Origin of the sequence: Clostridium tertium, assembly GCF_017873245.1 — a bacterium.
In the GTDB taxonomy this organism is placed as follows: domain Bacteria; phylum Bacillota; class Clostridia; order Clostridiales; family Clostridiaceae; genus Clostridium; species Clostridium tertium.
The window spans coordinates 98646-114659 of sequence record NZ_JAGGJY010000004.1 but is presented as its reverse complement, the minus strand read 5'-3'; the positions used below and the strand labels follow the sequence as shown (position 1 = coordinate 114659).

The window sequence follows — 16014 nt, the reverse complement described above, 5'->3', positions numbered from 1 at the left end:
ATATTAGATTGATAATCAATATCAATTGAAGAGAGAAAAGATATTATTAAAAGCTCCACACTTTTAATAATATGAAGCATATACAAACAAATTAAACTCCTATAATTATAGAATTTATTTCAATAAAAGATGACTAATAGCAACGCTTAGTCATCTTTTATTTTGTTAGAAAATAAATTTAATATTTTGGGATAAATCTAGATATATAAGGTTAAAAGAAAAATTAGTTTAAAATTAGATATGTATTGTTTCATATAATATAAAAGAGTATTGCAAAAAATAATTAAAATATACTAAATATTTTTTGGGAAATTTTATCATGGGAAATATATCAATTTATCAATGAAAAAATACATAAATATTTATTTTTTATATATAAAATAGATGTACTTAAACTCAGAAATGACGCAAACTAAGACAGAATGAGCACTTAATAAATATATATGTAAATGTTATAGATTTTATATGAGATTTTTTTGTGGTAAAAAAATCAATATAAATAATATAATTACTATTCATAGAATAATATTCATTAATTAGAAACTAACTCATATTTAGCCCCCCTAAACATTATGTTAGTATAATGGCACAGATGAATAAACAAATCTGAAGGGGGAATTACAAATGATTAAATCAAAATTAATGATGTTATTAGTATCAACAGGAGTAACAATAGCCTTAGGAGTAGGAAGCTTTTTTATGCCTTCAAAAGTTGAAGCACCTAATAATGATACTACAAAGATTCAATCTAACAGTGAAACTTCATCTGAAAATAAGGAAACAAAAACTGATGAATCTAACAAAGTAGTAGAAACAAGTAAAAATACAGTAGCTTCAGTGGACAAGGCTTCAACTGATTCTAATACTAATGTAAATAATGAATCTTCAAATAATAAACAACCTGCAAATGGTAAGAATGAAACAAGCATAAAAGCTAATCAACAAACAGAAAATAATGCTTCAAATGAAGACTGTTATACTGATGGACAATACACACCACAACAAAATCCAGTGTTTACTCCATCACAAGGGTCTAACTCTAATTCAGGGCAAGAATCAAATCAAAAACCAAGTGATTCAGATAGTAGTAGCTATATAGCAGAAATTGAACAAGCTATATTCCAAAGAGTAAATCAAGAAAGAGCAGCAGCAGGACTCCCTGCATTAAGCTATAATGGAACTATGGAGCACTATGCTAGAATTAAATCTAAAGATATGGGCGATAGAGGATATTTTGATCATAAAGATCCACAAGGAAAGTTAATTACTGAACAAATGAAGGCTGATGGCGTATCATATAGTGCTTGGGGAGAAAACATTGCATATATACAAGGTGTAAATGGTAATGCAACTTTAGCAACACAATTTATGGACAACTGGATGAACTCATCAGGACATAGAGCAAATATACTATCATCAAACTTTAGTAGCATAGGTATTGGGGTTTATAAGATAGGAAACACATATTATGCAACACAAGAATTCTATAGATAATAAAGTATTAAAGCTATAAACAGTTTAGCCAATTAAGGTTATTAAGTTTATATTATATATAATTTATAAAAAGCTATTATATTGCAATAATATATGCAGTATAATAGCTTTTTATTTAATATACTAAAGTTAATTATAAAAAATTAGAAGCTATGTATCACATTTTACTATATCTATATAAATATAAAATAAGTTATCTTTTGATAATTGATTAAATAATAGTAGTAGATTTGATGTTTGTACTTTTATATTTATTCTATTTTTTTTAGATATAGTTAAAGATTCACAAAAAGGATATTTCTCTATGATTTTAAGTGCTTCATATTTATTTTTAAAATCTAAAGATACATTATTAAATTCGTATATAGAATGAGTAGAAATTACATTATTTTTTAATGTCTCAGAGCCTTCCAAATTTTTATTTGTATTTTTACTATCTAACATATCCATAAAGACCTTCTTTCAAAGTTTAAAGTTTATATATAACGCACAATAAAAGTTCTATATTAGTACTCATTCAGATTTAATATATAAGAAAAATATTTTAATATTAATAAAATAATACTTATATAGAAAAATTTACCTAAATAAATTATATATTACTTTTTATAAAAGTCAAAATGATCTTGTAGGTTATATGTTAATATACTGATAGTATCAATTATTTGAAATATTAATTAGAACATAAATATTAGAATATATTTTACTAATAAAATAGTATAGCAAAAAGGAACTTGGGGTTATGATATACTTTCTTTATAGTAGACATTTAAAATAATAAAACTGTAACTATAGAGGGAGAAGTTCATTATCAATTTCCTTTTTGCTATATTATCGTTATATATTTCTTATTAGCTTTTGTAATGTTAAACCACTTGGAAAATGAAGAATTTTAAATAATAGGATTCATCTGAATTCCATAGAATTGGATGATCTGCACTTTGAGTTCTTATTTCCACTTGTCTCAATGTTCTTCTAGCATCATGAGCTGCTTCTTGAACTGTCTTTTTTAATTGTTCTTCACTCATATAGTGTGAGCAGGAGCAAGTAGCAAAGTATCCGCCTGATTTAACCATTTTTAATCCTCTAAGATTGATTTCTTTATAGCCTCTAATAGCTGATTTAATAGTATTTCTTGATTTTGTAAATGCTGGTGGGTCAAGTATAACAACATCAAATTGTTTACCTTCTCTTGACCAATCTCCAAGAACATCAAAGGCATTATGACATTCGAATTTAACTACATCCTGTAAGTTGTTAAGTTCAGCATTTTTTCTTGCACAGTCAATAGCATGCTGTGATACATCTATTCCAAGAACTGATTTTGCTCCAGCAATACCGGCATTCAAGGCAAATGAACCAGTGTGAGTAAAGCAGTCTAATACATCTTTGTCTTTGCATATTCTATGCATAGCAGCTCTATTTTCTTTTTGATCTAAGAAGAATCCAGTTTTTTGACCATTTTCTAAATCGACTATGTATTTAACTCCATTTTCTATTATTTGAATATTGGTATCAAATGGTTCTGTTAAGAAGCCTTTAGTTTGTTCAAGTCCTTCAATTTCTCTTGTCTTAATATCACTTCTTTCATAGACACCCTTAGCACCGTATTCTTCAACTAGAATTTTTACTATTAAGTCCCTATATTGGTCCATTCCTAAAGTAGAAATTTGAATTACATAGTAATCTTCGAATTTATCAACTGTAAGTCCTGGTAAGAAGTCAGCTTCTCCAAATATAAACCTACAAGAAGATGTATCTATAACTGTTTTTCTATATTCAAATGCATTAGCAAATCTCTTTTTAAAGAAATCATAATCTATTTCTTCATTAATATCTGTTGTCATTATTCTAATAGTTATTTTACTTCTATCATTTATATAACCTTTTCCGATAAAAAATCCTTTATGATTATATACTTCAACTATATCTCCATTTTCGTAATCGCCATCATATTCATTTATTTCATCGACATATATCCAAGGTCTTCCTTGTTCAGCTCTTTTATTTTTTCCTTTATGTAAATAAAATTTACTTGCCATATTGTAGCTCCTTCCTAAATTAATCTTATAAGATTATATCATAACTATAAGAAAATAAATATTAAAGTTAAATAATATAAGTTGATGATAAATTATATATATTCAGATAATAAATATGTAAAATTGAAAAATAAGTTAAGGAAATACAAATAAATTGTTAAAAAATAATGTGCAAATAAATTGACTTTAATAAAATAAATGCTATAATATTATCAATAAGTTAATTGTAATAAAATGTAATCAGTTATATATTTACTTATTTATTCAATTAAATGGTATCAGGGTTTGATATATTTTAAATGAGTAGATACTAAATATATTAATGTGTATTTAAATTACATCAATAATAAAAGGGGGCAAATTATGAAAAAAAGATTTATTTCTTTACTAGCAATAGGCTTAAGTTGCATGATGATACTTGGAGGTTGTGGAAAAAAGGGGCCTGAACAATCAGAAAATGGGGAATCTAGTAGTGTACAAATGGATAGTGAGCAAGTATTAAACACTATTTATTTTGAAGTTGCTACTTTAGATGCAAATGATACTACAGATAATCAAAGTTCATCTATTCTTAATGCAGTACAAGAAGGATTAGTAAGAATTGAGAATAATGGAAAGGGAGACGAGATAGTGCCGGCTGGGGCAGAAAAATGGGAAGCTTCAGAAGATGGTTTAACATGGACTTTCCATTTAAGAAAAATGAATTGGTCAGATGGAGAGGCTGTAGTAGCAAAGCACTACGTTGATTCTTTTCAAAGGATATTAAATCCAGACAATGGATTTGCTTATGGATTTTTAGCTTATGATATTGAAGGTGCAGAAGAATATAATACAGGAAAAGGAACAGTTGATGCTGTAGGTGTAAAAGCTGTTGATGATTATACTCTAGAATTCAAATTAAAGCATCCAGTACCTTACTTCGCATCAAAGGTTTCTTATACAACGTTCCATCCAATTAGATTAGATATTATTGAAAAGTTAGGGGACAAGTATGCTAGTGAAATTAAAGATACTGTATATAATGGACCATTTAAGATAGAAAGTTGGGATAATGGAAACTCAATGGTATTAGTAAAAAATGATACTTATTGGGATGCTGATAATGTATATCTTCAAAAGATTAACATGACAAAGATTCAAGAATTTGCAACTCAAGCTCAATTATTTGAGGCACAAGAATTAGATATAACTGGCGCTCAAACAGATTATATAGAAAAATGGACTGAAAGAGCTGATGCAGGAGAGTTCCAAAAGCTTACAGGAGAGGATCCAGGATCATTCTATTTATATTTTAATCAAAAGAGTGAATCTGCAAATGGAATATTAAAGAATGCTAAAATAAGAAAAGCTATTGGCTTATCAATAGATAGAGATGTCTATACAAAAGACTTAGTTGGAAGATTCCAATCAGCTTATGGAATAGTTCCAACAGCTATAAATGTTGGTGATGAAAAGTATAGAGATAAAGTAGAAGGACCTTTAGAAAGTGATGCGAAGACTTATGTAAATAATAAGGAAAAGCTTCAAGAACTATTTAAAGAAGGATTAAAGGAATTAGGACTTCAAACAGATGACTTAAGCAAATATGAATTAACTTATTTATCTCAAGGAAGTTCAGAATTACAAAAACAAAGATCTGAATGGTTAGCGCAACAAGTAAATGGAAATTTAGGTATAAAAATAAATGTTGAGACTCAAGGAGATTGGGGAGTTTATTTAAGTATAATGGATAAACTCGAGTATGACTTTACAATGTCTGGATGGTCAGCAGATTATAATGATCCAATGAGTTTCTTAGATATATGGGTATCAAATGGTGGAAATAACCACACTGGTTATGCTGATACAGAGTATGATGAATTGTTAAAATCAGTATACAAAGAAACAGAGCAAGATAAGGTTACAGAAATCTATAAAAAGCTAGAAAATAAACTAGTTAATGAAGATGCTGTTATTTCACCAGTTTACTATACTGATAAGTATGCATTCTATCAAAACTATGTTAAGGATATCCAATTTACTTCATTTGGATCAGTTTATGAATTCAAGCATGCATATATACAAGGGAAAAATTAATTAAACCTATTATATAGAATTAGTATAATGCACATCAACTATTGTTGATGTGCATTAATTCAATCTGAAGGGGAGAGGAATATGGCAAAGTATGTTATAAGAAGATTTATTGAGATGGTTATTACACTTTATTTAATTGGAACAGCAACTTTTTTTCTTTTAGCTGCAATTCCAGGAACAGCTATAGATAAGAAGATTCAAAAGCTGCCAGAGCAAACAAAGCAAATTGTTATAGCTAAATATGGTTATGATAAACCTGTAGTAGAGAGGTACTTTATTACATTAAAAAATTATATTGTGAAAGGTGAGTTTGGGGAGTCTTTAGTACGTGCAGGAGACACACTTTCAAGTATAGTTAAAAATAAGATGCCAGTATCAGCAAGGCTTGGAATACAACAAATAGTAGTTGGAGTAACGCTAGGTATTCTTCTAGGAATAGTTGCTGCAATGAATAGGGGGAAGGTTATTGATTATGTAATTTTGGTAGGAGTGATGATACTTGCTTCGGTACCATCACTAGTATTATCACTATTATTACAAAAGTATTTAGCAAAGGGACCATTATTAAATTTACCTATAATCGGATGGCCGAAAGGTGCTGATATTTGGCTAGGTGGATGGAAGTATACTATTTTACCAACGTTAGCTGGAGCTGGAACATACTTAGCTTATTATGCAAGATTAATGAAAACTAGTATGTTAGATAGCATTAATCAAGATTATACACTTACAGCTAGATCAAAAGGATTATCAGAAGTATCTATAGTTAGAAAACATGTTCTTAGAAATTCATTTATACCTATAATCACAGTATTACCAGTGGCAATATCAGGAGTAATTTCTGGGTCTTTCTTTATAGAAAGGGTTTTTGCTATTCCTGGAGCTGGACAATATTTTATTCAAGCAGCAAATGATAGAGACATTCCAATACTTATGGGATTAACATTATTGTATGCATTAATTTATCTTGTAGCAATATTTATAACAGATATACTTTATACAGTTGTAGATCCGCGTATAAGATTAGTTAAGTAGATAGGGGTGTGACTTTATGAATAAATTAAAAGTAAAAGATAAAAGATTTGAACTTGTAGATTCATATACTTTAGACAGTGATTTAGTTGTAAGACCCAATATTAGTTATTGGCAAGATGCTTGGAGAAGGCTTAAAAAGAATCCAGTTGCTATGGGAGCTTTATGTATATTACTTGTAATAATTTCAATGGCAATTTTTATGCCTATTATAAGAAATTTAGATTATCAAACAGTTGTAACAGAAAAGAAAAATTTATCTCCTAGTAGTGAGTTCTGGTGGGGAACAGATGCTATGGGAAGAGATTTGTTTACAAGGGTGTGGATAGGAACAAGAATATCAATAAGCGTAGCATTGATTGCTACTGTAATAGATATAGTAGTTGGATGCTTATATGGAGGCATAGCTGCATATTTAGGTGGAATAGTAGATGAAATAATGATGAGAATAGTTGAAGTATTGAATAGTATTCCATACTTAATAATTACATTACTGATTTTAGTTGTTTTAGGAAATGGATATTTTCAGTTAATGTTAGCTTTATGCCTAACAGCTTGGACTAGCACAGCAAGAATGATAAGAGGACAAATTCTTCAATTAAGAGAAAGCGAATATGTTTTAGCAGCAGAGGCTTTAGGAGCATCTCCAATGAGAATAATTTTAAAGCACTTATTACCAAATACAATTGGATTAATAATATTAGATGTTGCATCAACAATTCCAAGTGTAATAGTTTCTGAAACAATATTGTCATTCTTAGGATTAGGATTGAATATCCCAGCATTTAGTTTAGGATCATTATTATCAGCTGGACAACAAGCTATGGCATTTTATCCTTATCAATTGCTGTTCCCTACTATAATTTTATGTTTATTAATATTATCATTTAATGTTTTAGGTGATGGTTTAAGAGATGCTCTAGATCCAAAGTTAAGACAATAGGAGGTATATAAGGTATGGAGAAATTAGTAAATAAAAATGAATCAATTCTAGATGTTAAAAATTTAAGAGTATCTTATCATACTTATGCTGGAGAAGTACAATCTGTTAGAGGGGTGTCCTTTGAGGTTGAGAGAGGTGAGGTATTAGCTATAGTAGGAGAATCAGGATGCGGAAAAAGCGTTACAGCTAGATCAATTATGGCTTTAATTCAAGCTCCGCAAGGTGAAATTAAAGAGAATAGTAAGATACTTTATAATGGAGAAGATATATTAACTTATGATAAAAAGAAAATTAGAGAATTTAGGGGGGGAGAATGTTCAATGATATTTCAAGATGCATTAACATCTCTTAATCCGACTATGAAGGTAGGTAAGCAAATAATAGAGAACTTAGTAGCTCATAGAAATATGGACAAAAAATCTGCACGAGAAGAGGCTATACGGATACTTGACTCTGTAGGAATACCAAATGCCGAAAAGAGAGTTGATCAGTATCCACACGAGTTTTCAGGCGGAATGAGACAGAGAGTTATGATTGCAATAGCAGTTGCTTGTAATCCTAAAATTTTAATAGCAGACGAGCCTACAACAGCTCTTGATGTTACAATTCAAGCACAAATACTTGAACTTATTAATGAATTAAAAGACAAGCTTAATACAGCGGTAATATTAATCACTCATGACTTTGGAGTGGTTGCAGGAATGGCAGATAAAATTGCGGTAATGTATGCAGGACAAATTATAGAGCAGGGGAAAAAAAGAGAGATATTTTATGAGCCTAAACATCCATATACTTGGGCACTTTTAAATTCAGTTCCTAAGCTTGGATGGAAGGGAAAGCAGTTATTAGATACAATAAAGGGAACTCCTCCAGATTTAATTGCACCACCAGAAGGATGTGCATTTGCAGCTCGTTGTAAATATTGTATGAATATATGTTTAGAAGAAGAGCCAAAGGAATATTCATTCGGAGATACACATAAGGCTAAATGTTGGCTATATAGTGAAGGGGTTCCTGAGGAAATTTTAGATAAAATTGAGGAGGAAAGAAGAAATGGCTAATGAATCAAATATAATTTTAGAAGTAAAAAATTTAAAAAAATATTTTAAACTTGGTAATAAAGAAATTTTAAAAGCAGTAGATGATGTTTCATTTGCCATAAAAGAAGGAGAAACTTTGGGATTAGTTGGAGAATCAGGATGTGGAAAAACAACTTGTGGAAGAACTGCTATTGGGCTGTATGATAAAACAGATGGGAAAATTTTTTATAGAGGTAAATCAATAGACGGATTAAAGGGTAAAGAAAAAAAGCAGTTTAATAAAGAAATTCAAATTATATTCCAAGATCCCTATGCATCGCTAAATCCAAGAATGACTGTTGCTGATATAATCTCAGAGGGAATAGATATTCATGGTATAGCTAAATCAAAAGAGGATAAGGAGAAAAGAATCTATGAGCTATTAGAGAATGTAGGGTTAAACAAAGAACATGCAAATAGGTTTGTACATGAATTCTCAGGTGGACAAAGGCAGAGGATAGGTATAGCCAGGGCTTTAGCTGTTGAACCTAAATTCATTTTGTGTGATGAACCTATTTCTGCTCTAGATGTATCAATTCAAGCGCAAATTGCCAATTTATTAATTAATTTACAAAAGAAATTAGGATTAACATATTTATTCATTGCTCATGATCTATCTATGGTTAAGCATATTTCAGATAGAGTAGCAGTTATGTATTTAGGTAGTATGGTTGAATTAGCTGAATCAGAAGAATTATTTAATAATGCTAAACATCCATATACAGAAGCATTAATGTCAGCAATTCCTATAGCGGATCCGGATATAGAAGAAAACAGGGAGAGAATTATGCTAGAGGGGGATGTCCCCAGTCCAATTAATACTCCTAAAGGATGTAAGTTCCAAGGTAGATGTATTAAATGTATGGAGATATGTAAGAATGAATCCCCAGAATTTAAAGAAGTAGAAAAAGGACATTTTGTAGCATGTCATTTATATTAATTATATTTTAGGAGAGAAGTACATGCAAAAATTAAATGGAATAATAAAAGATTTTATAAAATGCATCATTATTGGAAGCTTTATATCTTTAGCAATGATTTTAGGTGTAGGAATGATTTCATTAATAATATCGAAGTTTAATTGGCAACAATCATTAAATATTGTAAGAAGTGGATTGCTTATAATTGGACCATTAGGAATGATTTTAGGATCTATTTTAATACTAAGGAGAAGAGATGAGAAAAAGTTTTTATTTATTGATCAATGGAAGGAAAAGTATAGTGTATTTTCGTATAAAATTGTTTTAATAATAATTAGTTTAATCATTATTTTATATGGAGGAGCTATAGACTGGATTATAATGAACTTCAATATAATAAACTGAAGTATTTTATATTAACATTTGCTTATAGATCCCATTCTCTAAGGAGTTTGGGATTTTATTTGTTTTGATGAATATTAAATATAAATGTAAATATAATTATAGTATAAAGCAATTATTTGGGGAGATATATATATGATATTTAAAGCAATTGTTATACCAACTCCAAGAAGAATTAGAAAATATGTGGAGAATAAAGTAGATGAATTGACTTGTGAAAGTATAACAAAAGATAAGGTTGAAAATAAGGATTTAGAACATATTGATATGACAAAAGATACATTTAAAAATTTTGGATTATCTATTAGAATTTTTTAAATTAAGAAAGGACATATATAAATTTGGTTACTTAGTTATTTTTCTCTAAGTCAATGCAAATTTACATATGTCCAATTTAGTATTGGGAGAAGGAAAATATAAAAAAACCACCTGCTTCCATAACAGGTGGTTTTAGGGGAGATATAATCTATATGCTAATATAGTTTGGGGGAACTATATTAGTTATTTTCCAGATGTTTATCAATCAAATTTTGGATTGTAGGGGTACATCTGTAGCCTCTGCATCCACCTGTGCAAGCTCCTGTTGCCTTAGAAACTTCTGCCACAGTGTGGGCTCCGGCTTTGATTGCATCTTTTATTTTGGATCTTGGTATTGCCTTGCAAGTACAAACTTTAGTAATCTTATCAAGGACTTGTTCGTTTAAGTTATTTTCCATTTAGTTTTCCTCCTGTATTAAGAAATCGACTAAGGAAAATAAAGGGGATAAAAAATAAATTTAATGTTTATTCTTTATGTTTTTATTATATATTTAGCAATAAAGAAAGTCAATACTAATTGATAAAAATTATTAGTTAATTTTTAGTGTCAAGAATAAACATTATATTTTTATTTTGCGAAAAATTTATTTAAATATTCTTAAATATAATCTTTTATATTATTTTACTTTGTAGTAGAATATAATTATTATTAACATAATGATTATATTTGTATTATTTCATTATAATAGTTAAAGACTGTGATTAGGAAAAGTACTTAGTTGGATACTTTAAGAGAGTGGCTGGTTGGTGAAAAGTCATAGAGAAGATTAAGGAAAATCACCTAGGAGTTTGAGACTGAAAGGTTCAAAATTACTGATTAAGTTTTTCACGTTATCCTGCGTTAAGGGATAGAGTATGTTTGTACTCGAATTGAAAGGGTTTTTCATATTTATTTATGGGGAACTTCTAACCTTAGGTGGTATAGCGAATAATCTTCGTCCTATTGGGCGGAGTTTTTTTTATTTAAATCTGTATATTTATCATCTGATAGCTATTATTAGCTAATGAATAATTACTAGACTATAGTTAATAATGTAAAATATAGATTTAAGATTAGTAATAAGTGTAGACTCAAAGCAGTTAGCTTTTATATGAAGTAATTAACAGAAGGGAGTTAAGATATGTATAAAAAGGTTGAATTACCAAAAGGTTTTGTTGGTATGGAAAAAGAAGTAGCAGACCTTTGGAAAGAAAATAATGTCATTAAAAAGAATTTTGATATGAATCAAGATGGTGAATATTTTACATTTTATGATGGACCTCCAACAGCAAATGGAAGACCACATGTAGGACACGTTTTAACAAGAGTTATGAAGGATATTATCCCAAGGTATAAGGTTATGAAGGGATATAAAGTTATAAGAAAAGCTGGTTGGGATACTCATGGATTACCTGTTGAACTTGAAATTGAAAAGAAGTTAGGTATTTCTGGTAAGGAGCAAATTGAAGGTTATGGAGTAGAAAAATTCGTAACTGAATGTAAAGAATCAGTATTTACTTATGTTAACATGTGGGAAAAGATGACTGACCAAATAGGATATTGGGTAGATATGGAAAAGCCTTATGTTACATATCATAACTCATATATAGAATCTGTTTGGTGGGCATTAAGTCAAATGTGGGAAAAATGTCTTTTATATAAGGGACATAAGGTAATGCCATATTGCCCAAGATGTGGAACAGGTCTTTCTTCTCACGAAGTTTCACAAGGATATAAGGATGTAAAAGATTTGACAGCTATAGCTAAGTTCAAAGTTGAAGGCGAAGAAAATAAATATATTCTAGCTTGGACAACAACTCCTTGGACTTTACCATCCAATTTAGCATTATGTGTTAATAAAGCTTATGATTATATTGAAGCTAAAGTCGGAGATGAGATATTAATAGTTGCTAAAGAATTAGCTCCAAAAGTTTTAGGGGAAGACTACGAAGTAGTTAAGGAATTCAAGGGAACTGAGTTACTAGGTACTAAATATGAAAGATTACTTCCTTTTGGTGAAGTTGAAGGAAAAGCTTTTGAAGTTATACATGGAGATTATGTAACTTTATCAGATGGTACTGGTATAGTTCATATAGCACCAGCTTATGGTGAAGATGATAGCATAGTTGCAAAGAAGAATGGCATTGGATTTATAAACTTAGTAGATGCAAGTGGTAATTTCGTAGATGAAGTAACTCCTTGGGCAGGAAAGTTTGTTAAGAAGTGCGATGAAAGCATAGTTAAGTATCTAGAAGAGGATAATAAGTTATTTAAGGCTGAAAAGCATCTTCACTCATATCCACACTGCTGGAGATGTGACACACCACTTCTTTATTATCCAAGAGAAAGCTGGTTTGTTGCAATGACTAGGCTTAGAGATAAGCTTTTAGAAAATAATAATAAAATTAACTGGTATCCAGACAACATTAGAACAGGTAGATTTGGTAAGTTCTTAGAAAATGTTATTGATTGGGGTATATCAAGAGATAGATATTGGGGTACTCCACTTCCTATTTGGGAATGTGAATGTGGCCATAGAGAATGTATAGGAAGTATCGCAGAATTAAAGGAAAAAGGAATTAATGTTCCTGATGATATAGAGCTTCATAAGCCATATATAGATAACATTCATTTAAATTGTCCTAAGTGTAACAAAGAAATGACAAGAACTGCTGAAGTTATAGATTGTTGGTTTGATTCAGGATCAATGCCTTTTGCACAGTTACACTATCCATTTGAAAATAAAGAGCTATTTGAAAAGAATTTCCCAGCTCAATTTATTTCAGAAGCTGTTGACCAAACTAGAGGTTGGTTCTATACATTATTAGCTATTTCAACAGCTATATTTGAAACTAATCCTTTTGAAAACTGTATAGTTTTAGGACACGTATTAGATAAAAAGGGATTAAAGATGTCAAAATCAAAGGGAAATGTTGTAGATCCATTTGAAGTTTTAGATGCGCAAGGCGCAGATGCAACAAGATGGCACTTCTACACTGCAAGTGCTCCATGGCTTCCAACAAGGTTCTCTATTGATGATGTAGCAGAAGCTCAAAGAAAGTTCTTAAGTACTTTCTGGAATGTATATTCATTCTATGTTTTATATGCAGAATTAGATAAATTTAATCCATTAGATTATAAAGATTTCAAATCAGAAAATGTAATGGATAAATGGATAATGTCAAAGCTTAATACATTAATTAAGGATGTAGATAGCAATTTAAATTCATATCAAATAACTCAAGCTGCATTAATTATAGAGGAATTTACAGATGAGTTATCAAACTGGTATGTAAGAAGAAATAGAGCTAGATATTGGTCAGAAGATTTAACAGAAGATAAGATTGGCGCTTATGTTACTTTATATAGAGTTTTAACTACTTTAGTTAAAGTTGCAGCTCCATTTGTACCGTTTATAACTGAGGAAATTTATCAAAACCTAGTTATTGGATTAGATAAATCAGCTGTGGAAAGCGTACACTTATGTTCATGGCCATCTGTAGATGAAAGTGCTATTGATGAAAATCTAGAGAAGGAAATGGATTTAGCTTACACAATTGTTAAACTTGGAAGAAGTGCTAGAAATGGAGCTAATATCAAGAATAGACAGCCGCTTTCAAAGATGCTATTATCAACAGATGCAATACCAGGATACTATGGCGATATTATAAAAGATGAGCTTAATATAAAATTAGTAGAGTTTGGTGCTGACTTATCACAATATGTTAATTTTGAAATTAAACCTAACTTACCTGTATTAGGTAGAGCGTATGGTAAGTTAATTCCAGGAATAAGAAAAGAAATAGCTTCAAGAAATCAAATGGAATTAGCACAAAAGCTTCAAAATGGTGGTACTGAAACTATAGTAGTAGATGGAACAGAAATAGTTTTAAATAGTGAAAGTGTTTTAGTAACAATGCAAGGATTAGAAGGATATGCTTTTGCTGGTGAGGGTCAAATAGGTGTTGTTTTAGATACAACTATCACAGAAGAATTAAGAGAAGAAGGACACCTAAGAGAAATAATATCAAAGATACAGAACATGAGAAAAGAAAAAGGTTTTGAAGTAGCAGATAAGATTAAATTATTTGTTGCGGATAATGATATGCTAATAGGTGTTATTAACAAGTATTCTGATGTAATAAAGAGAGAAACACTAACTCAAGAAATTACTATTAATGAAAAAGTAGATTATACTGAAACTGTTATAAATGGTGAAAAGTTAAATATGACAGTTGAAGTAATGAATTAAATTAAGAAATAAGTTAATAAAGTTAGAGGTTTTCATTAAGCTTCTAACTTTTTAACTCTAATTTATATTTTCAAATACTATATAATTAAATATAGTATTTGATTAAATAGTTAAAAGAATTATTTAAGTAAAGGAAATCTTGATTTAATATATATTATTTGGTATTCACACAAGTTAAAAGATTCTAATTTTATTTAAATGCCATTATTTGACAGTATGTTTTAGGCGAATATGACATCTTTATTGCAAATATATAGTAAATTATTATAAAGAGAAACCTTGAATATTGTATTAATTATTTGCAAATAGTATAATATATAGTTAGAATAGGATAAAAGATTATAAAGAAAAATGGAGTGATGTTGGTATGGCTACTTCTATAAAAGATGTTGCTAGAGAAGCGGGCGTTTCAATTGCTACTGTTTCCAGAGTTTTAAATGATATAGATGTTGTAAATGAAGATACAAAGAAGAAGGTTTTAGACGCTATAAAAAAACTTGGATATAGACCTAATATAGTAGCAAGAAGCTTAAAGACGCAAAAGACAAAAACAGTCGGTATTTTAGTTCCGGATATTTCAAGTGGTTTTTATCCTGAAATAGTTAGAGGAGCAGAGGATGTTGCTAATATATATGATTATAACGTTATATTATGTAACTCTGATTTCGACGATGAAAAGGAAAAGGAATATTTAAGAGTACTTAAAGAGAAAATGGTTGATGGAGTTATATATATGAGTTCATCATTACAAGAAGAAACTTTAAATATCATAAATGAATTAGATTTGACTACAGTATTGGTTGAATCTAAAGATAAAGAGGAAAGTTTACCAAGTGTAATAATAGATAATGTAAAGGCTTTAGAGGAAGCTACAAATTATTTATTAAACAAAGGATTAAATAACATAGCATATGTAGGTGCCAAGAAAGAGAGTATGAATGCTTGGGGAGATAGATACATAGGATATGAAAAGGCTCTAAATGAAAAAGGTCTTAATGTAGATGAGGATTTAGTTTATACTAAAGGATTAAAAGTTAAGACTGGATATGAAGCAATTGAGTATTTTGAAAACAGCAAGAAGAATTATGAAGCAGTAGTTTGTGCTTCGGATGAAATTGCTATGGGAGTAATAAATGCATTGAGAGAGCGTGGTAAAAGAGTTCCAGAAGATGTAAGCGTTATAGGGTTTAATGATAATGCAGTTTCTTCAGTTTTCTATCCTAAGATAACAACAATAAAGCAACCAAGTTATGATATGGGATCAGTAGCAATGAGAATGCTTATAAAGATGTTAAATAAAAAGGAATTAGAAGAATCACAATATGTTCTCGACTATCAACTTATAGAAAGAGAAAGTTGTAAGTAAAGTTTTAAGTAGGAATATTGAATATGTTTCAATATTCCTACTTTTTTATACCTTTATATATTGCCACAAAATAGAAATTGTGATATAATTATGTTAATATATTATTAAAC

General features: G+C 29.5%; 13 protein-coding genes and 1 other annotated feature. Of the genes, 10 read left to right on the top strand and 3 right to left on the bottom strand.

Features of this window, described 5'->3' with window-relative positions:
• Positions 1-624: 624 nt before the first annotated feature.
• On the top strand, positions 625-1494 hold the full coding sequence (locus J2Z25_RS06900; protein WP_209739304.1) for a CAP domain-containing protein: 870 nt from the start codon (positions 625-627) through the stop codon (positions 1492-1494).
• Between the two features lie 150 nt (positions 1495-1644).
• On the opposite strand, the gene J2Z25_RS06895 is transcribed toward J2Z25_RS06900, so the two are convergent.
• Positions 1645-1944, bottom strand: coding sequence for a hypothetical protein (locus tag J2Z25_RS06895; protein WP_209739302.1), 300 nt, complete (start codon positions 1942-1944; stop codon positions 1645-1647).
• 416 nt (positions 1945-2360) lie between these two features.
• A complete protein-coding gene (locus J2Z25_RS06890) occupies positions 2361-3536 on the bottom strand; it encodes a class I SAM-dependent rRNA methyltransferase (RefSeq protein ID WP_209739300.1) in 1176 nt (391 codons plus the stop codon).
• A 363-nt stretch (positions 3537-3899) separates the two neighbouring features.
• Here J2Z25_RS06890 and J2Z25_RS06885 point away from each other — a divergent pair, with 363 nt between their 5' ends.
• From J2Z25_RS06885 to J2Z25_RS06855, 7 genes are all read left to right on the top strand, one after another.
• Positions 3900-5612 carry a peptide ABC transporter substrate-binding protein gene (locus J2Z25_RS06885; RefSeq protein ID WP_209739298.1) on the top strand — a complete coding sequence of 571 codons (1713 nt, stop codon included), beginning with the start codon at positions 3900-3902 and terminating at the stop codon, positions 5610-5612.
• 81 nt (positions 5613-5693) lie between these two features.
• Entirely contained in the window at positions 5694-6647 is a 954-nt protein-coding gene (locus J2Z25_RS06880) for an ABC transporter permease (protein WP_209739295.1), read from the top strand.
• Positions 6648-6663: 16 nt separating this feature from the next.
• Positions 6664-7587 carry an ABC transporter permease gene (locus tag J2Z25_RS06875; RefSeq protein ID WP_209739294.1) on the top strand — a complete coding sequence of 308 codons (924 nt, stop codon included), beginning with the start codon at positions 6664-6666 and terminating at the stop codon, positions 7585-7587.
• 14 nt (positions 7588-7601) lie between these two features.
• Entirely contained in the window at positions 7602-8648 is a 1047-nt protein-coding gene (locus J2Z25_RS06870) for an ABC transporter ATP-binding protein (protein WP_209739292.1), read from the top strand.
• Positions 8641-9606: an ABC transporter ATP-binding protein gene (locus J2Z25_RS06865; RefSeq protein WP_209739290.1), complete on the top strand. Its 966-nt coding sequence runs from the start codon at positions 8641-8643 to the stop codon at positions 9604-9606. The genes J2Z25_RS06870 and J2Z25_RS06865 overlap by 8 nt, the downstream gene beginning before the upstream one ends.
• Before the next feature lie 22 nt (positions 9607-9628).
• On the top strand, positions 9629-9991 hold the full coding sequence (locus tag J2Z25_RS06860; protein ID WP_209739288.1) for a hypothetical protein: 363 nt from the start codon (positions 9629-9631) through the stop codon (positions 9989-9991).
• A gap of 132 nt (positions 9992-10123) precedes the next feature.
• A complete protein-coding gene (locus J2Z25_RS06855; protein ID WP_008681495.1) occupies positions 10124-10306 on the top strand; it encodes a hypothetical protein in 183 nt (60 codons plus the stop codon).
• A gap of 179 nt (positions 10307-10485) precedes the next feature.
• On the opposite strand, the gene J2Z25_RS06850 is transcribed toward J2Z25_RS06855, so the two are convergent.
• A complete protein-coding gene (locus tag J2Z25_RS06850; protein ID WP_008681498.1) occupies positions 10486-10704 on the bottom strand; it encodes a (2Fe-2S)-binding protein in 219 nt (72 codons plus the stop codon).
• Between the two features lie 291 nt (positions 10705-10995).
• Positions 10996-11252 (top strand) — a binding site (T-box leader).
• 175 nt (positions 11253-11427) lie between these two features.
• On the opposite strand from J2Z25_RS06850, the gene ileS reads away from it, so the two are divergent.
• Both ileS and J2Z25_RS06840 read left to right on the top strand, forming a co-directional pair.
• Entirely contained in the window at positions 11428-14538 is a 3111-nt protein-coding gene (ileS, locus tag J2Z25_RS06845; protein ID WP_209739286.1) for an isoleucine--tRNA ligase, read from the top strand.
• Between the two features lie 367 nt (positions 14539-14905).
• Positions 14906-15904, top strand: a complete 999-nt coding sequence (locus tag J2Z25_RS06840) for a LacI family DNA-binding transcriptional regulator (RefSeq protein ID WP_008681502.1) — start codon at positions 14906-14908, stop codon at positions 15902-15904.
• Positions 15905-16014: the final 110 nt, after the last annotated feature.